Below are 22484 nucleotides of genomic sequence, written 5' to 3' on the forward strand. Positions count from 1 at the left end.
TCCCCTACAGCCTGATCATCGCCCCTGCCCCCGGAACGACCACTCGCCGAGATGGTCCCAGGGCCCCCCTCTATATCGGAAAAGTCCCAGACCGCGAAACCGGAACTGCCGCGGCTCGATGGCGCCAACAAGTTCGGCCTGGAGCGCCTTCGCCTCGCGCGCAGAGACCTTGTTCTGGATGGTCACGTGCAGCCGCGGGCGATGCTGGTCCTGTCCGGTCAGCATTCCGTGGAAATGATCGGCGATCAGGTCGCGCAGGTCGAGCATCCCCGGGCTCGCCAGCTTGAGGGCCGTTCCGCCGCCGAGACTCATCAGCCCTTCCAGATGTGCCTCCACAGGTGCAAGTTCCGCGCAGAGCCTCGCCAGCACGCTGCGCGCCTCCCCTTCGCACTGCGGCGGCAACGCGTGGAATAGGGTGACGTGCGCTTCGAGATAATTGCGTTCGGGCGGGAAATGCGCATCACGCAAACGCGTGGCGAAGGCGTGGAGATCCTTGGGCAGAAGCGCCGTGACGATCAGAGCGCCGTCAGCCATCGCCGAACGACATCCGCTTCACATTTCTCCGCGCTCGCGGCGCAGGGCGAACCATTTCTGGACGTTGCGGTTGTGCTCCTCGAGCGTGCGCGCGAAAGCGTGGCCTCCGCTGCCGTCGGCAACCATGTAACGTGCTTCGGTCGGCGCCGGGTCGAGCACCGCACGGATGCTCTCGCGTCCCGGATTGGTGATCGGGCCCTTGGGCAGGCCGACCATGGAGTAGGTGTTGTAATCGTTGACGGCAGCGATCTCCGACTGGCGGATACGCCGACCGAGCGGCTTGCCCTTCGTGATCGGGTAGATGATCGTCGGATCGGCCTGGAGCAGCATCCCGTCCTTCAGGCGGTTCGAGTAGAGCCCCGCGACCATGCGCCGTTCCTCCGGCACCCCGGTTTCCTTCTCGACGATGGCGGCAAGGCTCAGCGCCTCTTCGACCGAGTCGACGGCGATCCCCGGCTTGCGTTGAGGCCATGCCTCGGCGAGGAAATTGCGCATCGCCGCCTGCATGCGCGCGAGCACCGCGGCCCGGCTTTCTCCGCGCTCGAAATCGTAGCTGTCGGGCAGCACCGACCCTTCCTCGGGCACCGGGATTTCGCCCGTCAGCAGCGGCTCGGCCATCAGCCGCTCGTAGACGTAGATCGACGGCAGACCCTCGGGAATGGTGATCAGCCGCCGGACCGGCTGACCGTGCTGGAGGGTATCGAGGATCGATGCCTGGCTGGCATTGGCCGCCAGAGCGAACTCGCCGGCTTGGACCGGGTCGCCCGAACCGAGGATTTTTGCGCGCAGCAAGAAGTCGTCGGAATCGGCGATAATCCCTTCCTCTTCGAGCTTCTCCGCCACCGAGGTGAGCGTCGCGCCCGATGGGACGATGAAGCCGGTCTCTTCCTCGATTTGCGCCGAGCCCCACCAGCCTGCGGCCAGCCACAGCGCGCCCAGCGCCAGCACGAGCGCAAGCGCGGCCGCGGCGAGGCAGCCGATGCGTTTCATGTCAGGCGACCTTCTTGACGATCAGCGAAGCGTTGGTCCCGCCGAAACCGAAGCTGTTGTTGAGGCAAGCCTCGACTTCGCGCTTCTTCGCCTCGAGCGGAACCAGATCGACACCTTCGGTGCCCTCGTCCGGGTCCTCGAGGTTGAGCGTCGGCGGCACGATCTGGTCGCGGATCGCGAGAATGCAGAAGATTGCTTCCACAGCACCTGCACCACCCAGCAGATGTCCGATGGCGGATTTGGTGCTGCTCATGCTGGCGCCGCACAGATCGTCGCCCAGCACGCGCTTGACCGCGCCCAGTTCGATCGTGTCGGCCATGGTCGAGGTGCCGTGGGCGTTGACGTAGTCGATATCGCAGGCCTCGAGCCCGGCCTTGCGCAACGCCATCCGCATGGCCAGTTCCGCGCCCCGGCCCTCCGGGTGGGGGGCAGTAACGTGGTAGGCGTCGCCCGACAGACCGTAGCCGACCACCTCGGCATAGATCTTCGCGCCGCGGGCCTTGGCGTGCTCGTATTCCTCGAGAACCACCACGCCCGCGCCTTCGCCCATCACGAAGCCGTCGCGGCTCCGGTCGTAGGGGCGGCTGGCTTCCTTGGGCCGGTCGTTCATGCTCATGTTGAGCGCCTTGGCCTGCGCGAAGCCGGCGACGCCGAGCGGGTTGATCGTGCTTTCCGCACCGCCCGCCAACATGATGTCGGCATCGCCGTCCTTGATCATCCGCGCCGCATCGCCGATCGAATGGGCCCCGGTCGAACAGGCGGTGACGACCGAATGGTTGGGCCCCATCAGACCGTACTTGATCGACACCTGGCCGCTGGTGAGATTGATCAGCCGCCCGTGGACGAAGTGCGGGGACACCCGGCCCGGTCCGCGCTCCGCCAGGACCAGCGATTCGCTCTCGATACCCGGCAGTCCACCGATGCCCGACCCGATCGAGACCCCGGCACGCTCCTTGGTGGCGTCGTCCATGTCCTCGAGACCGGCGTCTTCCAGCGCTTGCCCGGCCGCATCGATCGCGTAGACGATGAAGGGATCGACCTGGCGCTGCACCTTGTGATCGACGCGCTTGTTGGGATCGAAACCCCATTCGTGATCGGCAGGCTTGACCTCGCAGGCGATGGTGCATTTCTGCCCCTCGGTGTCGAAGCGGGTGATCGGCCCGGCCCCGCTTTCGCCCGCGATCAGGTTTTTCCAGGTCGTCTCGACATCGCCGCCCAAGGGGGTGACGAGGCCAAGACCGGTGACGACCACACGACGCATATCAGTCTCCAAACGCAAGACAGGCTCGCACCCTTCCGGGCCGAGCCTGCCGGAGCCCGAAAGGGCACTTGGGGTGGATCAGCCCTTGTGCTCTTCGATGTACTTGGTGGCATCGCCCACGGTGGAGATGTTTTCCGCCGCATCGTCGGGGATTTCCACGCCGAATTCTTCCTCGAAGGCCATCACCAGTTCGACGATGTCGAGGCTGTCCGCCCCCAGATCGTCGATGAAGCTGGCATCCTGGGTGACCTTGTCGGCCTCGACGCCGAGATGCTCGACGACAATCTTCTGCACGCGGTCGGCAGTATCGCTCATAGGTGGGCCCTCTTTCCTGCAGGGTTTGCTGAATTGCATTTCGCCCTAATGAACGGGAGGCGCATGCGCAAGGGGCTGCGCTGGCAAGATCGGAGAGGGTTTTGCTGTAAAGAGCTCTTGACACATCCTGAGCGCGCGATAGCTTGGATGAATATCGAATCGGGAGGTTTCTTATGAAAAGATTCGCACGCTTCGTCGCGCTGATGCTGGCCACCGCATCGCCTCTTTCGGTGCTGGCCCAGGAAGCACCGGCGACGGTCTCGCAGCCAAGCGAAGCCGAAGTCATCGAGACCGGCACCGGTGCGGTGATGGCCCCGGTCCCCGGCTGGGCGCAAGAGCGCCGCGGAGACTTGCTGGTCTTCACTGCTCCGGAGGGCGATGCCACCGCGGCAGTCGTTCCGGTGACGGGGGCGAGCAGCGGGGCCGAGGCCGTGGAACGCGCCTGGGCCAAGTTCGACCCGAGCTTCGACCGCAAAGTGCTGATCGCGCAGGACCCGCCCGCGCGGGACGGGTGGGAAGCGAACACCGTGGTCTCCTACGACACTTCGCCGGCGGAAAAGCTCGCTTTGCAGGCGATCGCGCTGCGCAAGGGAGAGGAGTGGACCGTGATACTTTTGCGCGGCGCGGTGAGCACCGTCGCCAAGCGCGGGGCGCAACTCGGCCAGGCTTTCGGCTCGCTCCACCCTGCGGATTTTCAGAAAGAAAGCTTCGCCGGCAAGGAAGCGAACGCGCTGACACCCGCTCGCGTCGCGGAACTCACAGGTTTTGTCGAGCAGGCGATGGCCGGGCTGGAGGTTCCCGGCGTCGGCCTCGCGCTGATCGAGGACGGCGAGATCGTCTGGGAAGGCGGCCTCGGCGTTACGGAGCTGGGCGGAACCGAGGCCGTCAACGAGAACACCTCCTTTATGATTGCCTCCAATACCAAGGGCATGGCCACGCTGCTGCTCGCCACGCTGGTCGACGACGGGGCGCTCGCATGGGATCAGAAGGTCACCGAGGTGTATCCGGAGTTTCGCCTGGGCAGCGAGGCGACGACCGACAGCGTGCTGATCGAACACCTGATCTGCGCCTGCACCGGGCTGCCGCGCAAGGACATGCAGTGGGTGATGAACACCAGCGCCGCCACGCCCGCCAGCGACACTTTCGTCCAGCTCGCCGCGACGGAACCGACCAGCGGATTTGGCGAGGTATTCCAGTATAACAATCTGATGGCCAGCGCGGCGGGCTACATCGGCGGCCATCTGGTCCATCCCGAGATGGAACTGGGCGCAGCCTTCGACAGTGCGATGGAAGAGCGGATTTTCGAACCGCTGGGCATGACGCGGACGACCTTCGACTTTTCCGAAGCGATGGCCGAGAACTGGGCTCGTCCCCATTCGCGCGGCTACGCCGGGCCCGTCGAGGAAGCGCCGATGGACTGGAACAGTATGGTCTACCCCTACCGACCCGCGGGCGGAGCCTGGTCGACCGCGCACGACATGGCGCTTTACACGCTGAACGAGCTCGACCGCGGTGCACTTGCCGATGGGGGAAGGCTTGTTTCCGAAGACAGCCTGCTCAAGCGGCGTCAGCGCTATGTCCCCACCGGCGACAACTCATGGTACGGGATGGGGCTGATGGAAAGCACCGGCCTCGGCAAGGCGGTGTATTCGCATGGCGGCAGCCTGCTGGGCTACAAGAGCAATTTCTGGTTCATTCCCGAAGACCGCATCGGTGCGGTCTTGCTGACCAATTCGGACACCGGGCAGACCCTGCTCGGACTGTTCGAGCGCAAGCTGATGGAAATCATCTACGACGGGAAGGCAGAAGCTGCGGAAAACCTGGCTGCCGCCGTCAGCCTCGGTGCCGAGGCCCGCGCCAAGTCCCGCGAGATGATCAGCGAGAACGGCGACCCGGAAGTTCTCGCGGGTCTGGCCCCGCGATACGCCAATCCCGAGCTTGGCCCGCTGACGATTACCCGCGAGGGCGAGATGACCTACGGCACGATGACATCCGGCCGGACAGCGCTCGGAACCATGGCAAACGAGGACGGAACCCATTCCATCGTCATGACCACGCCTGGCATGTTCGGACTGCCGCTTGTCATCGCCGAACGCGATGGCAAGCGTGCGCTGATCCTCAACGACGCGCAGCACGAATATGTTTTTCTCGAGGATACCGACTGAGATATTGTTTTCGCGGAGATAAGGGACCCAACGGGGGCGCGGAGCGAGCCGCGCCCCTTATTGCTGTTCAGCCTTCGTCCGCATCGGGTGATTGGTCCCGGTCCGTGGCGTTGCTGTTCATATCGGTCGCCTCGGCACCGGACGCATTCTCGACCGCTTCGCGCGCCTTGGGGGTCAGCTGGATGTGGACGTCGCGCAGCTGCTTCGCCTCGACCACGCTCGGCGCGCCCATCATCAGATCCTGCGCGCGCTGGTTGAGCGGGAAGGCGATGACCTCGCGGATGTTCGGCTCATCGGCGAGCAGCATGACGATACGATCGATGCCCGGGGCCGAGCCGCCGTGCGGCGGAGCGCCGAGCTTGAACGCCTCGATCATGCCGGAGAAGTTCGCGTCGACTTCCGCTTGCGAATAGCCCGCGATTTCGAAAGCCTTGTACATGATGTCCGGCCGGTGGTTCCGGATCGCGCCGGAGGAAAGCTCATAGCCGTTGCAGACGATGTCGTACTGCCAGGCGAGGATGTCGAGTGGGTCTTTGCTGTCCAGCGCTTCCATCTCGCCCTGCGGCATCGAGAAGGGGTTGTGGCTGAAATCGACCTTCTTGAGATCCTCGTCCCACTCGAACATCGGAAAATCGACGATCCAGCAGAACTTGAAGCAATCCTTCTCGATAAGATCGAGTTCTTCGGCCACTCGGGTGCGCGCGGCGCCTGCCAGCTTCGCCGCGTCCTTCTCCTTGCCCGCTGCGAAGAATAGCCCGTCGTTCTCGCCGAGGCCGAGTTCGGCGTAGAGCTTTTCCATCCCCTCGGCGCCGTGGTTCTTGGCGATCGGGCCGCCGAACTCGAAGGCTTTTCTGGTGACGTAACCTAGGCCCGCAAAACCTTCCTTGCGCGCCCAGTCGTTCATGTCGTCGAAGAACTTGCGGCTCTTTTCGTGCGTGTTTGGCGCGGGGATCACCCGCACCCTGCCCCCACCGCCGACGATCTTCTCGAACAGGCCGAAGCCGCTCGTCTCGAAATGCCCGGTGACATCGCTGATCTCCAGCGGATTGCGCAGATCGGGCTTGTCGCTGCCGTATTTCAGCATCGCCTCGGCATAGGGGATGCGCGGAAACTCGCCCGCCGGCGTGACGCTCTTGCCGTTCGCGAACTCCTCGAACACCCCTGCGAGCACCGGTTCGATCGCCTGGAACACGTCCTCCTGGGTGACGAAACTCATCTCGAAATCGAGCTGGTAGAATTCCGGGCTGCGGTCTGCGCGCAGGTCCTCGTCGCGGAAGCAGGGGGCGATCTGAAAATAGCGGTCGAACCCCGCCACCATCAGGAGCTGCTTGAACATCTGCGGCGCTTGCGGGAGCGCGTAGAAGCGGCCCGGGTGGAGCCGGCTGGGGACCAGATAGTCGCGCGCGCCTTCGGGGCTCGAAGCGCCGAGGATGGGCGTCTGAAATTCGGAGAAACCCTGCGCAATCATCCGGTTGCGAAGCGACGTTATCACGCGATTTCGCAGCATGATGTTGGCGTGGACCCGCTCGCGCCTGAGATCGATGAACCGGTACTTCAGGCGCACCTCTTCCGGGTAATCCTCCGCCGAATTGACGATGAGCGGCAGATCCTCCGCTCGGCTCTGCACCTCGACCGCGCGCGCGAAGACCTCGATCGCGCCAGTCGGCAGATTGGGGTTTACCGCTGCTTCGTCGCGGGCCTTCACCACGCCATCGATGGTTACCACGGACTCAAGGCGAACCTTTTCCAGCATCGGCAGGGCATCGCTGTCGCTGTCGGCAACCACCTGGGTAATGCCGTAGTGATCGCGCAGGTCGACGAACAGGACGCCGCCATGATCGCGCTTGTTGTGCACCCAGCCCGACAGGCGGACCGTCTCGCCGACATCCTTCTTGGTGAGCGCGGCGCAATTGTGGGTACGATAGGCGTGCATCTGGAAGTCTTTCCAATTTCGAGAGTATGGCGCTAAGGGCGCGCCGCGAGCAGCGCGGCCCCTAGCCGCAAAACGCGCGCGCTAACAGGGCATGGCCGCATCTTTGTCAAGGCGAAGGCGCTGCCGGGGACGGTACTCCGTCCGACAATGGAATAGACGGGCATGAAAATTCACGATCTGATCACCGATACCGAAACGCTGGCCGCGCTTTGCGACCGCCTGGCGAACGCCGAATTCGTCGCCGTCGACACCGAATTCATGCGCGAGAACACCTATTGGCCCGAGCTTTGCCTGGTCCAGATCGGCGACGAGAAGGAAGCTGCTGCGATCGACCCGCTGGCAGACGGCATCGACCTGACGCCGCTGTGGAACCTGCTTTGCGACAACGAGGAGGTCCTCAAGGTCTTCCACGCCGGCGGACAGGATGTGGAGATCGTCTACAATTTCACCGGCAAGACCCCGCACCCCATCTTCGACACCCAGATCGCGATGATGGCGATCAGCCAGTCGGAACAGATCGGCTATGCCAACCTCGTCGAGAGCTGGCTCAACAAGACGATCGACAAGGGTGCGCGTTTCACCGACTGGAGCCGCCGCCCTCTGACCGAGCGACAGATCGAATACGCGATCGGCGACGTCACCTATCTGGCGAAGATCTTTCCCAAGATCCTGGACCGGCTGGTGAAGACCGGGCGCGGGGCTTGGCTCAACGCCGAAATGGAAAAGCTCGCCGATCCGGCCAATTACGCCAACAATGCCGGAGAAGCGTGGAAGCGCATCCGCTCGCCCGGCCGCAACGCCCAGGTTCTCGGCCGCCTGAAGTCGCTCGCCGCCTGGCGCGAGGGCGAGGCGCAGCACAAGAACATTCCGCGCGGCCGGATCATGCGGGACGAGACCCTGGCCGACATCGCCGGCCATCCGCCCAAGACCCAGGCCGATCTCGCCAAGGTCCGCGGTCTTTCCAACGCCTGGAAGGACAACGACATCGGCAAGCGGTTGATGAAGGTGATCGAGAAGGCCGAGCCGCTCGACAAGGCGGAGATGCCGCCCAAGATCAAGCGTGGCGCGCCGCTGGGCAAGGAGGGGGCGCTGGTGGCCGACCTGCTCAAGCTGCTGCTCAAGATACGTGCTCGCGAGATCGACGTCGCCAGCCGCCTGCTGACCAGGGCCGACGAGATGGAGGCGCTCGCCGCCGGGGTGCGCGACCTGCCGGTGCTCGAAGGCTGGCGTTACGAAGTCTTCGGGAAGGACGCGCTCGAACTCGTGGAAGGGCGCACCGGTTTCGCGGTCAGGAACGGCAGGCTCGCCATGACCCATATCGACGACCAGAAGACCGAGCAGGAGGCATCGGTGACCGGGTGAGCACCTACCTCCCCACCATCAAGCAGCTGCAATATCTCGTGGCGCTGCACGAGCACGGCCATTTCGGACGCGCGGCTGAGGCAAGCTTCGTGTCGCAATCGACACTTTCCGCCGGTATCCGCGAACTGGAATCGCTCCTCGGCGTGACGCTGGTCGAACGCAGTCGTCGGGTCGTCCGCTTCACCGCGCTCGGCAATCAGGTGGTCGACAAGGCTCATCGGCTTCTTCGCGAGGCGGAGGAACTTTCCGATATCGTCAAGGCGGCCGGCAAACCGCTGGCGGGGCAGTTGCGGATGAGCGTGATCCCGACAATCGCGCCCTTCATGCTGCCCCGGATGCTGCCGCGACTGAAGCGGGAGCGCCCCGATCTCAGCCTTCTGATCCGCGAGGAAACGAGCCACGATGCAGTGGAATCCTTGCATCACGGCCGGGTCGACTGCGTACTCCTCGCCCTCCCCTTTGCCACCGGCGAAGTCGAGCAGGCCCATATCGCCGACGACCCGATCCACGTCGCCTTTCCCAAGAACGATCCTCGCGATCCGCCGGAAAGCGTCCCCCCGAGCATGATCGAGGATGGGAGGCTGCTGCTGCTGGAAGACGGCCATTGCCTGCGCGACCATGCCCTTGCCGCCTGCAATCGTCCCGAACTGAAGGGCTCGGCGACGATGATCGGCACGAGCCTTCACACCTTGGTCCAGATGGTCGACAATGGCCTGGGGCTGACCATGCTGCCGCAAATGGCGATCGATGCGGGCATTCTGCATGAAACGGATGTGGTCGCGCGTCCGCTCAAGGCCAAACATGCAAGCCGAGAGATCGCCCTGATCTGGCGCAAGAATTCTCCTCGCGGCCAGGATTTTGAACTGCTGGCCGAGGAATTGCGCGCGGGCTGAAGGATCGATCCGCCGATGTCGCGGACGCGGCACAGCGAATGGGTGCCAGCGCTCCGGTAAGATTAAATTCCCCTGCCCCGCCCGCGAACATGTTCAGGAAAACACCTTGCTATCAGCATCTTCCATCCGCAACCGATGAAACTGCCGCGCTTGCATGGCGAGCGTCACTAACTCTGTTTTTACGCTTCGTCCCTAATGTCCGAACGACAGGATAGATAGGGCAAAATCCTCTTGTTTTTCAGGCTCATCCAGAGCGAGCGTGCGAGGCACGCGACCATTGCAATCGTGCTGGCGCTGTTCGCCAGCGCGATCGCATTGATGAAGCCTTTGGATATCGCCATCTGGGCGCTGCAGTCTAAAATCGTCGAAAGAGAGGCGAGCGGCGACATCGTTCTGGTCGAGATGGATCGTGTTCGCGATGACGATACCGGCCAATTCAATCGATCGCTGTCGGACGCGATCGAGCGGCTCCTCGCGCAGGACGTCGGAAGGATCTTCGTCAACCTGCCCCTCAACCGCAGCAGCTCCGCTGCATCCGACCAGCGATTGCGTGCGCTTCTTCGATCCAACCCGGACAGGATAACCGTGGCGCACCCCGGGGTGAGTGACGAACGGCCGACTGCTGCTGCAGGCGGATCGGATCCTTTTTTCACCGACCGGCTGAAGACGCTCGACAGTAGCTACGAACTGGATTTTCTCGGCTATGTTTGGGAGTTCCCCCGCTACGGGGACGATCGTCGAAAGACGCTGAGCTTCGGACTTGCCAGCAGGGACACCCGTCTCGACAAAGTTGCGATCGACACCTCGATCGAGGCCAAGTCCATCCCCCGATTGTCGAGGGAAGAATTGAGCACTGAGCTGGCCACGATGGATGCCGAGAACAGGACCTTCGTCATCGGCACCAAATTTCTCAGCGACGAAGTTCGTATCGGGAAAAACGGCTACGACACGACCTCGGTGGCCCACATCCTTGCAGCGGAAACTCTCGATCGCGGAGGGGGGCTAATCATCTCCGGATGGATACTCGTCCTCTTGAACGGCGTCGCTCTCCTGGCGGCATTGCGTTTCGCCCGTCGCCGGCGGCACCGCCGCGCCTTCTATTTCGCATGGACCTTCGCGTTTTGTGCCGCGATCGTTCTCTTCGCCATATTTGGATTGCGGGGTTACTTCGCCGATACGACGCTCATATTCGCGATTTACGGCGGTATGCGGGGTATCGCGAACTATCGAACGCGTCATATGTTCGTGGACCCCGTCACCAAAGCGCCGAACTTCCTCGCTTTACGGCGCGACCTGGAAGCGGACAGCAGTCATGCGACGGCGGGCATCGTCGCAGTTAAGATTTTGCGGCTCGATGCGATCTTCGCCGGGCTCTCGCTGCGGGAAAAACGCCTCTATCTCCAGCATATCGCAAAGAGGCTGGGTCTCACCGATCAGACTGCGAAGATATATTTCGACGACGGAAAATACTTCGCCTTCCTCACGAAAAATGTCGGGACGACGGAGAACCAGGCCCATCTTGCAGGCCTCAGGGCCATCGCGTCCCAGCCGGTATCGGTGGAAGGTCGATCGCTAGACGTCGCCATCACCATAGGCGCGGATTTCTCGTTCGAGGCCTCGATAGAGCATCGGCTGAGTTCTGCGATCTCCGCTGCCGATCAAGCACGCGAGGCGTTTCGCCCGGTTTTCATCATCTCGTCCTCCGCTAACCCCGGTGACGATTGGGACCATTCTCTCACAGCCCGGCTGGCGGAGGCCCTCGCGCAGGACCGGATCAAGATCAAGCTCCAGCCTCAAGTGGCACTCGGCAACGGTGAAATCGTCGGCGCCGAAGCTCTGGCAAGATGGCAGGACACGGACGGGCGCGAAATACCGCCATCGAGCTTCATTTCCCAATGCGAGCAGATGGGCCGCCTGGACGATCTGACCAAGCGGATCATGGACAGGAGCATGGACACCTCCCGGCTGCTTCAGAACCGTGGTCACGATCTCTCGATTTCGGTGAACGTCTCGGCCGTCCAGTTCGTCGACGACCGCATCGCGAGGATCGTCGAGGATGGGATCGAAAGGCACGGAATCGATCCCTCTCGGCTGAAACTCGAAATCACGGAAACCGCCCGCATTGAGGACTTCAGGATAGCGGAGCAGATCATGGACCGGTTGCGGAATCGAAATATCCGCTTCTCTCTCGACGATTTCGGTGTCGGCAGCGCAAACCTCGAAGTCTTGCACAGATTGCCGTTCGAGGAAGTGAAGATCGACCGAATGTTCGTCAAGGATCTCGCGCGCTCGAAGATGGCCCGCTCCATCGCGGAGGGTGTGCTCGGTATTTGCGAGGGAATAGGCGTGAACAGCGTGGCCGAAGGTATCGAGGATGTCGAAACGTACCGCCTTTTGAGAGAGCTCGGCTGCAAGGTCGGGCAGGGATATTTCATCGCGAAACCCCAATGGATCTCCCACTTCGTGGCCACCCTCGACATCCCGAAGGGCAAGATGTTCCAGCACTCCTATGGTTAATGCTTTACTAACAACCATGGTTAATGTAGTTCGTAGTCTCCACCACAAAGGAGACGCGCGATGTGGGACATTTGGGAATGGCTGTTTCCGAGACGCCGCTGATCACCCTCGAGTTTCGAAAGGCCCCGTCTTCGGGGCCTTTCTTTTATCTGCAGACACGTGGGTTTTCGCGGGTTTTACGATGCCGCAGGTGGCAACGACAGCTCAATCCATGTGTTTGAGTCCCACCCGCAGATAATCCCAGCCAGTGATGCAGGTCAGTATCGCGGCTGCCCAAAGGCTCGCGAGGCCGGTGACATGGATCCATTGCTCGGCCAGTGGGCGCGAAGCATCCTCGATCGAGACCGGCGGGGGTCCGTGCACCGCACCGCCGAGAATAAGCGCACCAAGCGCCACCAGCTGAAACGTCGTTTTCCATTTCGCCAGCTTGCTGACCGGGACCGACACCTGCGTGCCACCGAGAAATTCGCGGAGGCCGGAAACCGCGATCTCCCGGATCAGGATCACCAGACCGGCGATCACATGCGCATCGCCGACGTAGGGCCCGCGCAGATAACCCTGGGCCGTGAGGATCAGGATCACCGCAGCGACCATGATCTTGTCGGCGATCGGATCGAGGAACTGCCCGAGCCGGCTTACCATTCCACGCGAGCGGGCGAGATAGCCATCGAGGTAGTCGGTGAAGGCGATCACGCAATAGAGCACGAACGCCATGGCATAGCCCGCATTCCAGCCCGGCCACCACAACAGAAAGCCGAGGAAGGGCACCGCGAATATCCGCGACAGGGTGAGGAGATTTGGCAGCGTCAGCATGGCTATCCTCCGAGCCCTAGCTGCAATCGCAGCGACGAAAAAGGTGCAGTCTTTCCTTGTCCGCCGGGCCGATGGCTCTACAGGGGAAGCACGGATTGGTTGCCAGCCGGGGGTCCATGACCACAACGACGCATCTGCTGCGCCGCCGGCGCTTCCTGCCGCTGTTCTGCACCCAATTGCTGAACGCCTTCAACGACAATCTCTACAAGACCGCGATGGTCCTGTTCGTGGTCTACTCCGTCTACAACGACGAGAGCACCGAGGGCACCTTCAGCGCGATTGCCTCGGGCCTGTTCATCCTGCCTTTCTTCATTCTCTCCGCGCTCGCGGGGCAGCTTGCCGACATGCGCGACAAGGCGCGGATCATCCGCACCGTCAAGATGTGCGAGATCGGCCTGATGGTGGTCGGCGCGGTGGGGCTCTATCTCGCCTGGCGCGGGATCGGAACGCATTCGCTCGCGATTCCGCTGCTGCTGTTCGCGCTGTTCCTTACCGGGGTGCAGTCGACCTTTCTCGGCCCGATCAAATACGCGATCCTGCCCCAGCATTTGAAGCGCGAAGAGGTGCTCGCGGGCACCGGCCTGGTCGAGGCGGGAACCTACATCGCCATTCTCGCCGGCACCATCCTGGGCGGAATCATCCCGGTCGAATATGCCGCCGTCGGAATCATCGGCACCTCGATCGTGGGATATCTGGTCAGTCGCCAGGTTCCACCCGCCCCGCCTTTGGGCGAGGCGGAGAAGCTCGACTGGCACATCCTGCGCGCCTCGATCAAACTCGTGCGCGACACGATGCACAATCGCGAAATCTACTATGCCATCCTCGCGATCAGCTTTTTCTGGACGATCGGCGCGGTGCTGTTCATCCAGTTTCCACCGCTGGCCAAGAACGTGATCATGGCCTCCAAGGAAGTGGCGAGCCTGTTCCTGGTGGTGTTCTCGATCGGCGTGGCTATCGGGTCGGTGTCGATCAACGCGCTTCTGAAGGGCAAGGTATCGGCTCGTTACGCACCCGAATCCGTGGTGGCGATGGGGCTGTTCGTGGTGGCCTTCTATGTCGTGTGTCTCATGTGGCAGGCCGACCAGCCCATGGAACTGCTCGGCGTGATGGAATTCCTCGCCTGGCCGATGGCAAGCGTGCTGCTGCTGTGCCTCCTTGGTATCGCAGTGGCGGGGGGCATGTTCGTCGTGCCGCTCTACGCCTTTCTGACCACGCGCGCGCGGCCCGATCAGGCGGCCCGCGTCATCGCGGCCAACAACATCGTCAATTCGGGCGCGATGGTCGGCGGCTCGTTGCTGGCTATGGGCCTGAGCATGGCCGGGGTGTCCGTGACCGAGCAATTGCTGCTCAGCGCCGCCATGTGCCTGGTATCGGCCTGGCTCGGCCGGAAGTTGCTCGTCGTGGAGCGCGAAGCGGTGGCCGCCGCCGCTAAAGGATAAACGCGAGCACCGCCGCGAGACACGCAAAATAGGTGGTGACCACACCGCGCACATCCCGTGCACTCACCCGCCAAACCGCGTTGTCGTATGCAGCGACGCTTTCGTGACGGACATGCGGTGGAAGGCTGGCGCGGAACGGGTGCCGCGCGGCTTCATCGGTCAGGGTCAGGGATCGTCTCATGGCAATGGTCTTAACGAACTACTAACCATCGGGCTCCGGCGCAATCGTGAGGTGTCGCGTTGCGAGACGGTCATGCACATCCCGACTGCTCACGCGAAACCCGAACCCCCGATTGCCACGGGTCCACCACGCGATTAGGCGCTTACAATATGGCACCGCATCGCACCTCCCGCCCAACTCCCAATGCCGCCCGCCTGCTCGTCGACTGCCTGATCGAACAGGGCTGCGACCGCATCTTCACGGTGCCGGGGGAGAGTTTCCTGCCGGTTCTTGACGCTCTCCATGGCGAAACGCACATCAATGTCGTCACCTGTCGTCAGGAAGGCGGCGCAGCCTTCATGGCCTGTGCGGACGGGGCGATGACACAGCGTCCCGGCGTCTGCTTCGTGACCCGCGGACCCGGCGCTACCAACGCGAGCATCGGCGTCCACGTCGCGATGCAGGATTCGCAACCGATGATCCTGTTCGTCGGCGACGTCGATTCGCAGATGCGCGACCGCGAAGGTTTCCAGGAGCTCGATTTCGCCGCTTTCTTCGGTCCGGCCTGCAAATGGGCGGCGCGGATCGACAGCGCAGCGCGCATTCCGGAATATATCGCACGCGCCTATGCGACCGCCATTTCCGGACGCCCGGGGCCGGTGGTGCTGGCATTGCCGGAAGACATGCTCGGCGAGGATGTCGAGGGCACGCCGCGCCCCCGGATCGAGCGGCCCGCACAAGCCCCCTGCCCCGACACGATGCTTGCGCTGATGGCGATGATCGGCGACGCGGCGAGTCCCGTGGCGATCGTCGGCGGAGCTGGGTGGAATGCGAAGGCACGCGCGCATTTCCAGCTGTTCGCAGAACGTATCGGCCTCCCGGTCGCCACCGCTTTTCGCAGGCAGGACGCGATCAGCCCCGCAAGTTCGGTCTATGCCGGCAATCTGGGGTACGGACCCAATCCCAAACTCGTGGAGAGGGTGCGCAACGCGGACCTGGTCCTGGCGGTCGGTGCGCGGCTCGGCGAAGCGACCACGGATGGTTACACCCTGCCCCCGCCGGTGAGCCGCGATTGCCGGCTGATCCATGTGCACCCCGATCCCGAAGAACTAAACCGGGTCTATCGAACCGATCTGGCGATCTGCGCCAGCACGGATGAGTTCGCCGAAAGCGCTGCGCTCTGGGACGAGGGTGATGTCATCCCGTTCGATGCCGGTGCCGTCGCCCATGCGGAATGGGACGACTGGGCCACCGCCCGCCCCGACAACAAGTACCCGCTCGACCTGGCGGCCTGCGTGCAATTCATGCGCGACACGCTCCCAGCCGACACGATCATCTGCAACGGTGCGGGCAATTTTTCCGGCTGGTGGCACCGCTACTGGCGGTACGAGGGCTATCCTTCTCAGCTGGCCCCCACTGCCGGAGCAATGGGTTTCGGTGTTCCGGCGGCAGTCGCCGCGGCACTGCGATATCCTGAAAGAACCGTCGTCGCGGTGGCCGGCGACGGCGACTTCCTGATGAATGGCCAGGAACTGGCCAGCGCCGTTCAACATGGCTGCGACATGATCGTCATCGTCGTCGACAATTCCGCCTACGGGACGATCCGAATGCACCAGGAGCGCGAATTTCCGGAGCGTGTCAGCGCCACTCAGCTGAACAATCCGGATTTTGCGAAACTTGGTAAGGCGTTCGGCGGTTGGTCGACAACCGCAACAACAACCGAGGAGTTCCGGGACGCGCTGTCAGGGGCTGTTGGACGAATGGGCCTGCGCCTCATTCATTGTCGGATAGACATCGAGCAGCTTGCCGCCAGTGGCACCACGGTTTCCGGCCTGCGTGGCGCCGGGAAGAAGCACTGATGCAAAGAAAAGGGCCGCCCCAAGACGGAACGGCCCTCTTCAACAATATTTCCGTGGTTAGTTCAGATGTCGTCGCCCAACTTTCCCTTCACCTCGCCGCGGAGTTGCTGGCCCTTGCCTTTGGCTTCCTGAGCCTGGCCCTCGGCGCGGGTGCCGGGATTGCCCGATTGCTGCTTGAGCTTGCCTGCGGCTTCGTTGGCATTGCCTTTGATCTTGTCGGTGAGTTCACCCATGATCGGTCCTTTCTGATGCTACGCGCGGACATCCGCTCGTCTATGACCAATCAACGGCCGATACGGTGCCCTGTTCCGATCGATCACGGTCAAATGCTCCCTGGATAGGCCCAACCGATCGCCGCCGGCGAACGCGTTTCAACCCTCCCATTTCGCAAATGATTTTCCATTCTCTCGGTGTGATCTCGGCAACCGAAAGGCGCGACAACTTGACCAGTTCGCATTCCGCCAGTTTGGGCTCGGCTTTGACCTGCTTGAGCGTGACCGGTTGCGGCAGTTTGGTCTTGGGCTTCACTTTCACAGCCGCCCATTTTCCTTCCGGGTCGGTCGGGTCGGTGATCCCGGCGACGCTGACCTCGCAGATGCCGACGATCTCCAGCCCTTCGCGCGAGTGATAGAAGAAAGCTTCGTCCCCGACTTCCATCGCCGCGAGATTGTTTTTCGCGCGGTGGTTGCGCACGCCGTCCCAGACCCCTTCGCCCTGCTCGACGAGATCATCCCAGCCGTATTTGAAAGGTTCGGATTTCATCAGCCAGTATCGCGCCACGTCTCGATCATCCTTGGTAATTGCCAGTGTTTCGCGGCGATAGACGAGCCGGACATGCCGTGCCAACCGTGGCCCGCCCCCACGCCACCGAGGCCCTCGCCATCGGTGTCGAGTTAACGGGTTTTTTATCAGCTTCGGGCAAAAGACCTCATTGGCAACCGAGGGGGGCGGAATTGTCCGCACGGCCAGAGACTTTCCGAGAGGCGATCAGCGAGAAATTCTCGCGTGCGCGCCGCACCGAACGCGACATCGTCGCCCTGGGGATCGCCTTCGCGGCGATGATCCTTTTCGTTGGCACCGGAGGATCGGTTTTGCCGCAGTTGATCGGTGCCTGGCGAGGTCTGACGTCGCAGCCCGACATTCTTCTCACCAACGCGCTTATCCTGAACGTCGCGTTGATCGTGCTCGGATCGAGCCGTTACAAGGCACTTCAGAAGGAATTGCTGATCCGCAGGATATCCGAGGAAGAAGCGCTCAAGCTGGCCGATATCGATCCGCTGACCAATTGCTACAACCGGCGCAGCATGGGCCCGGCATTGGAGGATCAGCTTACCGAGGCACGGGCAAGCGGCCGGGCAATCGCGGTGATTCAGGTGGACCTCGACAATTTCAAGCAGGTCAACGATCTCCACGGGCATTCCGTGGGAGATCGGGTCTTGCAGGTCACTGCGGATCGGATGGCCGATGTGCTGCCTGCCGACGCTCTCCTCGCAAGGCTCGGCGGCGACGAGTTCGCCTGCTCGGTTTTCTTCCACCCTTCCGATTCCGCAGGCGTCGAGCGACTGACGCAACGTCTGATCGATCAGGTCGCCGAACCGATCGCGATCGGCGACGTCGCGGTGGAAATCACCATGTCGGTGGGAATAGCGGGCAGCGACACGGTCGATCGCGAATGCAGCGGCAACGCCACGCCTCCGCAGATGATGCACAAGGCCGATATCGCGATGTATCAGGCCAAGAAGGACGGCAAGAACCGTTTCTTCTGGTTCGAACCGTCGATGGAATACGAACTGCGCTTCCGCAACGAACTCGAAAGCGGCATTCGCAGGGGGATCGCGAACGGTGAATTCGTGCCCTATTACGAGCAACAGGTCGATCTCGACAGCGGCGCACTGGCGGGGTTCGAGATGCTTGCCCGCTGGCACTCGCCCGACCTTGGGACGGTCAATCCCGACATCTTCATTCCCATTGCCGAGGAGATCGGCGTCATCGCCGAGCTTTCGGAAGGGCTCATCGCCCAGGCCATGGAGGACGCGAAAGCCTGGCATCCAAGCTTGACCCTTTCGGTCAACATCTCGCCCGTGCAGCTGCGCGATCCCTGGTTTTCGCAAAAACTGCTGAAAATGCTCGTACAGCGCAACTTCCCTCCCTCGCGGCTGGAGATCGAGATCACCGAAAGCTGTCTGCACAACGATATCGGCATGGTCCGCACGATGATCACCTCGCTGCGCAACCAGGGCGTCAAGGTCAGCCTCGACGATTTCGGCACCGGATACTCGAGCCTCGCGCAGTTGCGATCGCTGCCATTCGACCGGCTCAAGATCGATCGCAGCTTCATTCGGGAATTGCGACAGGCGGGAGCCGGGAGCCAACTTGTCGATGCGATCGTGTCGATGGGCGATGGGTTGAAGATGCCGATCACCGCCGAAGGGATCGAAAGCGACGAGATCCTGAAGGTCCTGCAGCGGATGGGACGGATCAAGGGCCAGGGCTATCACTATGGACGGCCCGAGCCTGCCGAACGGGTCAGGGAACGGCTTGCGCAGGTGTCGCTGCTGGCGGAAAATTTCGTAGCTTCGGAAGACGAGGCGTCCGAGCAGCGCGCCGCACACGGCGCCTGAACCGACGCATCACGCCCGGCGCACACTGGACGGCGCGGCGCGCCCTGCCTAGATGCGCGCGGCGATGCGCGTTCCCTTCATCAAGATGCACGGTCTCGGCAACGATTTCGTCGTCCTCGACGGTCGGGAAGCCGGGTTGCCGCGGGTCGAGCGCGAAACCGTCCGGGCGCTTGCCGATCGTCATACGGGGATCGGCTGCGATCAGCTGATCCTGCTCGAAGCGAGCGGCGGGGCCGATTTCCGCATGCGCATCTTCAATCATGACGGCGGCGAGGTCGAGGCCTGCGGCAATGCCGCCCGTGCCGTCGCCCTGCTCCACGGCAAGCCCGCATCGGTTGAGACCGGCGGCGGCATCATCGCCCTGACCCCGGCGGCGGGCGGCGCGAGCGTCGATATGGGTGCTCCACGCTTCGGCTGGGAAGATATCCCACTAGCCTATGCCATGGATACGCTTGCGATGCCGATCGGTTGGGACTCGCTGGAGAATCCAGCCGCCGTCAACGTAGGCAATCCGCACATCGTGTTCTTCGTCGACGATTGCGACGCGGTCGCGCTCGATGAGCTGGGCCCGCGCATCGAGACCGATGCGCTGTTTCCGCACGGCATCAACGTCAATGTCGCCACCGTCGAGGCATCGGGCAGGATCAGGCTGCGGGTGTGGGAGCGCGGGGCCGGCCTGACCCGGGCCTGCGGTACCGGGGCCTGTGCCACGGCCATCATTGCGATGCGCCTCAAGCTCGTCGAGCGAACGGTCACGGTCGCCTTGCCGGGCGGCGAGCTGACGATCGAATGGCTCGAGGACGGGCAAATCGTCATGACCGGCCCCGCGAGCGAGAGCTTCAGGGGCGAGTTCGAGTGGAGCGACTTCGCATGAACGCCACACTCGCCGAACCGCAGGTGATATCGCTAGGCTGCCGACTCAATCTCGCCGAAAGCGAACGGATACGCGGTATCCTGGCGGGCGAGCGCGATGTCGTTGTCGTCAACAGCTGCGCGGTGACCGGCGAGGCGGTGCGCCAGACCCGCCAGGCGATCCGCCGCGCGCGCCGCGCCCATCCCGATGCCCGTTTGCTGGTGACCGGCTGCGCCGCGGAGATCGAACGTGCTCAGATTGCGGCCATGCCCGAGGTCGACGGCCTCGTCGCCAATTCCGCCAAGCTCGATCCGCGGGCATGGAACACGGCTCCTGCCGCTCGGGCAGAGACGACCCTGCATACCCGCGCTTTCGTCGCGGTTCAGAACGGATGCGATCATGCCTGCACCTTCTGCGTGATCCCTCAAGGTCGCGGGCCCAGCCGGTCGCTGACGATCGAACAGGTGCTGCGAGAGGTCGAGACTCACCTGGCTCAGAACGCCGCCGAAGTGGTCCTGACGGGAGTGGACGTGACTTCCTGGGGGACCGATCTCGCCGACCGGCCGCTGCTTGGCACGCTGGTCTTGGCGATTCTCGACCGCTTTCCCGAACTCAGGCGGCTGCGCATGTCGTCGCTCGACGGGGTAGAGATCGATCCGCTGCTTCTCGAATTGTTTGCATCCGAGCCACGGCTGATGCCCCATCTCCATCTCTCGCTTCAGCACGGGCACGACTTGATTCTCAAACGGATGAAGCGCCGCCATTCGCGTCGCGATGCGGTGGATCTGATCGCGAATTTGCGGACACGCCGCCGCGATCTCGCCGTCGGTGCCGACCTGATCGCGGGCTTCCCAACGGAAAGCGAAGAGCACCACGCCGCCAACCTCTCGATCGTACATGAGCTCGGCATCGTCCACGGACACGTCTTCCCCTATTCCCCGCGACCGGGCACTCCCGCAGCCAGGATGCCGCAGGTCGCGCACGGCGAGATCAAGCGGCGCGCGGCGGAATTGCGGACCGCGGTCGCCGCATCGCGTAACGCCTGGCTCGCCGCGCTCGTCGGCAAACCGCTCGAAATTCTCGCCGAAAGCGACGGAACCGGTTACTCGCCGGAGTTCGCCCGGGTGCAGCTGCCCTCGAGCACACCGCGCGGGGCGATCGTCACCGTAACTCCCGGGACAGTCGATAAGGGACTGCTGCAATGAGCGAAACCAGCTGGTCTCAGCGGCTGTTCGGGGGCTTCCGCAAGACGTCCGAGCGGCTTTCCACCAACCTCACGGGAGTGGTCGGCACCGCCCGCCTCGACGATGCGACGCTGGACGATGTCGAGGATGCGCTCATCGTCTCCGACCTGGGGCCGAGCGCTGCCGCGCGGATCCGCGAGAAGCTCGCCGAAAAGCGCTTCGGGCTCGAGATCACCATGGAGGAGCTGCGGCTGGCGATGGCCGAGGAGATCGCCGAAATCCTGCGTCCGGTCGCAAGACCACTCGAGATCACTGCCTTTCCGCGCCCGCAGGTGATCCTCGTTATCGGCGTCAACGGCAGCGGCAAGACGACGACGATCGCCAAGCTCGCCCATCTGTTTCAGGAAGACGACTACGGCGTAATGCTGGCGGCGGGCGACACTTTCCGCGCCGCCGCGATCGGCCAGCTCCAGACCTGGGCGGACCGGGTCGGCGTACCACTCGTGCGGGGCGCGGAAGGCGGCGATCCGGCTAGCGTGGTGTTCGACGCGGTCAAGCAGGCGACCGCCACCGGTATCGACGCGCTCGTCGTCGATACCGCCGGGCGCCTGCAGAACAAGCGCGAACTGATGGACGAGTTGTCGAAGATCAGGAAGGTGCTCGGCCGGCTCAACCCGGAGGCACCGCACGACGTGGTCCTGGTGCTCGATGCCACCAACGGCCAGAACGCGCTGGCGCAGATCGACGTGTTCCGCGAGGTGGCGGGGGTGACGGGTCTGGTGATGACCAAGCTCGACGGCACCGCGCGCGGCGGCGTGCTGGTCCAGGCGGCCGAGCAGTACGGCCTGCCGATCCACGCGATCGGCGTCGGCGAGAAGATCGACGATCTGCGACCCTTCGACCCCGACCTGGTCGCGCGCGTAATTGCGGGAGTGGCATAGTGGCCGAAGAGAAACCCAAGACCGGATGGCTCAACATCTTGGTCGATTACGGGCCGCTGCTGGTCTTCCTCGGCGTATATAAATTCGCCGCGCCGGACGGGGGCGGCACCTTCGGCGAGATCACGGCGGTCATCCAGGGAACGATCGCCTTCATGATCGCCGCAGTGATCGCACTGGGGTTCAGCAAATGGAAGTTCGGCAAGATCTCGCCGATGCTGATGCTCTCCACCGCGCTGATCGTCGGTTTCGGCGCGCTGACCATCTGGCTGCGCGATGAACGCTTCATCCAGATCAAGCCGACCGCGATCTACCTGTTCTTCGGAGTGGTCCTGCTGATCGGCTACATACGCGGCAAGGCGCTGCTCCAGACCCTTCTCGAGGCCGCTTTCGAGGGGCTGGACCGCGAGGGTTGGCTCAAGCTGTCGCGCAACTGGGGCGTGTTCTTCCTTGCGCTGGCCGGGCTGAACGAGGTTCTGCGCGCGCAGCTGAGTTTCGAAAGCTGGCTCTGGGCCAAGCTCTGGGTGTTCATGCCCCTGAGCTTCCTCTTCACTTTCACCCAGATCCCCATGCTCATGCGGCACGGGCTCGCGCTGGAAGAGAAGGAGGACGTGGTGAAGGACGAACCGCCGACGGCCTGAGCCGTC

General features: G+C 63.2%; 19 protein-coding genes and 1 pseudogene. 11 read left to right on the plus strand and 9 right to left on the minus strand.

The window, feature by feature from the left end; translation table 11 throughout:
• Positions 1-15: 15 nt before the first annotated feature.
• From ACGHN1_RS11760 to ACGHN1_RS11775, 4 genes are all read right to left on the minus strand, one after another.
• Positions 16-534: a 2'-5' RNA ligase family protein gene (locus tag ACGHN1_RS11760; protein ID WP_390551045.1), complete on the minus strand. Its 519-nt coding sequence runs from the start codon at positions 532-534 to the stop codon at positions 16-18.
• Positions 535-552: 18 nt separating this feature from the next.
• Positions 553-1524 carry an endolytic transglycosylase MltG gene (mltG, locus tag ACGHN1_RS11765; protein WP_390551046.1) on the minus strand — a complete coding sequence of 324 codons (972 nt, stop codon included), beginning with the start codon at positions 1522-1524 and terminating at the stop codon, positions 553-555.
• A 1-nt stretch (position 1525) separates the two neighbouring features.
• Positions 1526-2785 (minus strand): beta-ketoacyl-ACP synthase II, encoded by a 1260-nt coding sequence (gene fabF / locus ACGHN1_RS11770; protein WP_390551047.1) that lies wholly within the window; start codon positions 2783-2785, stop codon positions 1526-1528.
• A gap of 78 nt (positions 2786-2863) precedes the next feature.
• The gene (locus ACGHN1_RS11775; protein WP_390551048.1) at positions 2864-3100 is read right to left on the minus strand and encodes an acyl carrier protein; all 237 of its coding nucleotides are present in this window, start codon (positions 3098-3100) and stop codon (positions 2864-2866) included.
• Positions 3101-3273: 173 nt separating this feature from the next.
• Here ACGHN1_RS11775 and ACGHN1_RS11780 point away from each other — a divergent pair, with 173 nt between their 5' ends.
• Positions 3274-5265, plus strand: a complete 1992-nt coding sequence (locus tag ACGHN1_RS11780; RefSeq protein WP_390551049.1) for a serine hydrolase domain-containing protein — start codon at positions 3274-3276, stop codon at positions 5263-5265.
• 67 nt (positions 5266-5332) lie between these two features.
• Here ACGHN1_RS11780 and aspS read toward each other — a convergent pair whose 3' ends face one another.
• Positions 5333-7198: an aspartate--tRNA ligase gene (gene aspS / locus ACGHN1_RS11785; RefSeq protein WP_390551050.1), complete on the minus strand. Its 1866-nt coding sequence runs from the start codon at positions 7196-7198 to the stop codon at positions 5333-5335.
• A gap of 162 nt (positions 7199-7360) precedes the next feature.
• Between aspS and rnd the strand changes: the two genes are divergently transcribed.
• The 3 genes from rnd to ACGHN1_RS11800 all read left to right on the plus strand — a co-directional run bounded on the left by rnd (position 7361) and on the right by ACGHN1_RS11800 (position 11970).
• On the plus strand, positions 7361-8560 hold the full coding sequence (rnd, locus tag ACGHN1_RS11790) for a ribonuclease D (protein WP_390551051.1): 1200 nt from the start codon (positions 7361-7363) through the stop codon (positions 8558-8560).
• A complete protein-coding gene (locus ACGHN1_RS11795) occupies positions 8557-9453 on the plus strand; it encodes a hydrogen peroxide-inducible genes activator (RefSeq protein WP_390551052.1) in 897 nt (298 codons plus the stop codon). Before rnd ends, ACGHN1_RS11795 begins: the two co-directional genes overlap by 4 nt.
• A gap of 231 nt (positions 9454-9684) precedes the next feature.
• On the plus strand, positions 9685-11970 hold the full coding sequence (locus ACGHN1_RS11800; RefSeq protein ID WP_390551053.1) for an EAL domain-containing protein: 2286 nt from the start codon (positions 9685-9687) through the stop codon (positions 11968-11970).
• Positions 11971-12174: 204 nt separating this feature from the next.
• Here ACGHN1_RS11800 and pgsA read toward each other — a convergent pair whose 3' ends face one another.
• Positions 12175-12783, minus strand: a complete 609-nt coding sequence (pgsA, locus tag ACGHN1_RS11805; protein WP_390551054.1) for a CDP-diacylglycerol--glycerol-3-phosphate 3-phosphatidyltransferase — start codon at positions 12781-12783, stop codon at positions 12175-12177.
• A 116-nt stretch (positions 12784-12899) separates the two neighbouring features.
• Between pgsA and ACGHN1_RS11810 the strand changes: the two genes are divergently transcribed.
• Complete coding sequence (locus ACGHN1_RS11810) at positions 12900-14222, plus strand: MFS transporter (protein WP_390551055.1); 1323 nt, start codon at positions 12900-12902, stop codon at positions 14220-14222.
• Here the strand turns inward: ACGHN1_RS11810 and ACGHN1_RS11815 are convergent.
• Positions 14212-14403 (minus strand): hypothetical protein, encoded by a 192-nt coding sequence (locus ACGHN1_RS11815; protein ID WP_390551056.1) that lies wholly within the window; start codon positions 14401-14403, stop codon positions 14212-14214. The two genes, ACGHN1_RS11810 and ACGHN1_RS11815, sit on opposite strands and share 11 nt — an antisense overlap.
• Positions 14404-14552: 149 nt before the next feature.
• Between ACGHN1_RS11815 and ACGHN1_RS11820 the strand changes: the two genes are divergently transcribed.
• Positions 14553-16241, plus strand: a complete 1689-nt coding sequence (locus ACGHN1_RS11820; protein WP_390551057.1) for a thiamine pyrophosphate-binding protein — start codon at positions 14553-14555, stop codon at positions 16239-16241.
• A gap of 62 nt (positions 16242-16303) precedes the next feature.
• Here the strand turns inward: ACGHN1_RS11820 and ACGHN1_RS11825 are convergent, their stop codons facing one another.
• Both ACGHN1_RS11825 and ACGHN1_RS11830 read right to left on the minus strand, forming a co-directional pair.
• A complete protein-coding gene (locus tag ACGHN1_RS11825; RefSeq protein ID WP_390551058.1) occupies positions 16304-16474 on the minus strand; it encodes a CsbD family protein in 171 nt (56 codons plus the stop codon).
• Between the two features lie 142 nt (positions 16475-16616).
• A pseudogene (locus tag ACGHN1_RS11830) lies at positions 16617-17003 on the minus strand (EVE domain-containing protein); the annotation flags it as partial.
• Positions 17004-17194: 191 nt separating this feature from the next.
• Here ACGHN1_RS11830 and ACGHN1_RS11835 point away from each other — a divergent pair.
• From ACGHN1_RS11835 to ACGHN1_RS11855, 5 genes are all read left to right on the plus strand, one after another.
• Positions 17195-18862 carry a putative bifunctional diguanylate cyclase/phosphodiesterase gene (locus ACGHN1_RS11835; protein WP_390551059.1) on the plus strand — a complete coding sequence of 556 codons (1668 nt, stop codon included), beginning with the start codon at positions 17195-17197 and terminating at the stop codon, positions 18860-18862.
• A gap of 64 nt (positions 18863-18926) precedes the next feature.
• Positions 18927-19736: a diaminopimelate epimerase gene (gene dapF, locus ACGHN1_RS11840; protein WP_390551060.1), complete on the plus strand. Its 810-nt coding sequence runs from the start codon at positions 18927-18929 to the stop codon at positions 19734-19736.
• Positions 19733-20920 (plus strand): MiaB/RimO family radical SAM methylthiotransferase, encoded by a 1188-nt coding sequence (locus ACGHN1_RS11845; protein ID WP_390551061.1) that lies wholly within the window; start codon positions 19733-19735, stop codon positions 20918-20920. The genes dapF and ACGHN1_RS11845 overlap by 4 nt, the downstream gene beginning before the upstream one ends.
• Positions 20917-21840, plus strand: coding sequence for a signal recognition particle-docking protein FtsY (ftsY, locus tag ACGHN1_RS11850; protein WP_390551062.1), 924 nt, complete (start codon positions 20917-20919; stop codon positions 21838-21840). Before ACGHN1_RS11845 ends, ftsY begins: the two co-directional genes overlap by 4 nt.
• On the plus strand, positions 21837-22478 hold the full coding sequence (locus ACGHN1_RS11855; protein ID WP_390551247.1) for an inner membrane-spanning protein YciB: 642 nt from the start codon (positions 21837-21839) through the stop codon (positions 22476-22478). Before ftsY ends, ACGHN1_RS11855 begins: the two co-directional genes overlap by 4 nt.
• Positions 22479-22484: the final 6 nt, after the last annotated feature.

This window comes from Qipengyuania sp. MTN3-11 (assembly GCF_042851825.1).
GTDB lineage: Bacteria > Pseudomonadota > Alphaproteobacteria > Sphingomonadales > Sphingomonadaceae > Qipengyuania.

Excerpts from the sequence above, each read along its gene's own strand:
- ACGHN1_RS11760 (WP_390551045.1), bottom strand. The coding sequence starts at position 534 with ATGGCTGACGGCGCTCTGATCGTCACGGCGCTTCTGCCCAAGGATCTC.
- mltG (WP_390551046.1), bottom strand. The coding sequence starts at position 1,524 with ATGAAACGCATCGGCTGCCTCGCCGCGGCCGCGCTTGCGCTCGTGCTG.
- fabF (WP_390551047.1), bottom strand. The coding sequence starts at position 2,785 with ATGCGTCGTGTGGTCGTCACCGGTCTTGGCCTCGTCACCCCCTTGGGC.
- ACGHN1_RS11775 (WP_390551048.1), bottom strand. The coding sequence starts at position 3,100 with ATGAGCGATACTGCCGACCGCGTGCAGAAGATTGTCGTCGAGCATCTC.
- ACGHN1_RS11780 (WP_390551049.1), top strand. The coding sequence starts at position 3,274 with ATGAAAAGATTCGCACGCTTCGTCGCGCTGATGCTGGCCACCGCATCG.
- aspS (WP_390551050.1), bottom strand. The coding sequence starts at position 7,198 with ATGCACGCCTATCGTACCCACAATTGCGCCGCGCTCACCAAGAAGGAT.
- rnd (WP_390551051.1), top strand. The coding sequence starts at position 7,361 with ATGAAAATTCACGATCTGATCACCGATACCGAAACGCTGGCCGCGCTT.
- pgsA (WP_390551054.1), bottom strand. The coding sequence starts at position 12,783 with ATGCTGACGCTGCCAAATCTCCTCACCCTGTCGCGGATATTCGCGGTG.
- ACGHN1_RS11810 (WP_390551055.1), top strand. The coding sequence starts at position 12,900 with ATGACCACAACGACGCATCTGCTGCGCCGCCGGCGCTTCCTGCCGCTG.
- ACGHN1_RS11815 (WP_390551056.1), bottom strand. The coding sequence starts at position 14,403 with ATGAGACGATCCCTGACCCTGACCGATGAAGCCGCGCGGCACCCGTTC.
- ACGHN1_RS11820 (WP_390551057.1), top strand. The coding sequence starts at position 14,553 with ATGGCACCGCATCGCACCTCCCGCCCAACTCCCAATGCCGCCCGCCTG.
- ACGHN1_RS11825 (WP_390551058.1), bottom strand. The coding sequence starts at position 16,474 with ATGGGTGAACTCACCGACAAGATCAAAGGCAATGCCAACGAAGCCGCA.
- dapF (WP_390551060.1), top strand. The coding sequence starts at position 18,927 with ATGCGCGTTCCCTTCATCAAGATGCACGGTCTCGGCAACGATTTCGTC.
- ACGHN1_RS11845 (WP_390551061.1), top strand. The coding sequence starts at position 19,733 with ATGAACGCCACACTCGCCGAACCGCAGGTGATATCGCTAGGCTGCCGA.
- ftsY (WP_390551062.1), top strand. The coding sequence starts at position 20,917 with ATGAGCGAAACCAGCTGGTCTCAGCGGCTGTTCGGGGGCTTCCGCAAG.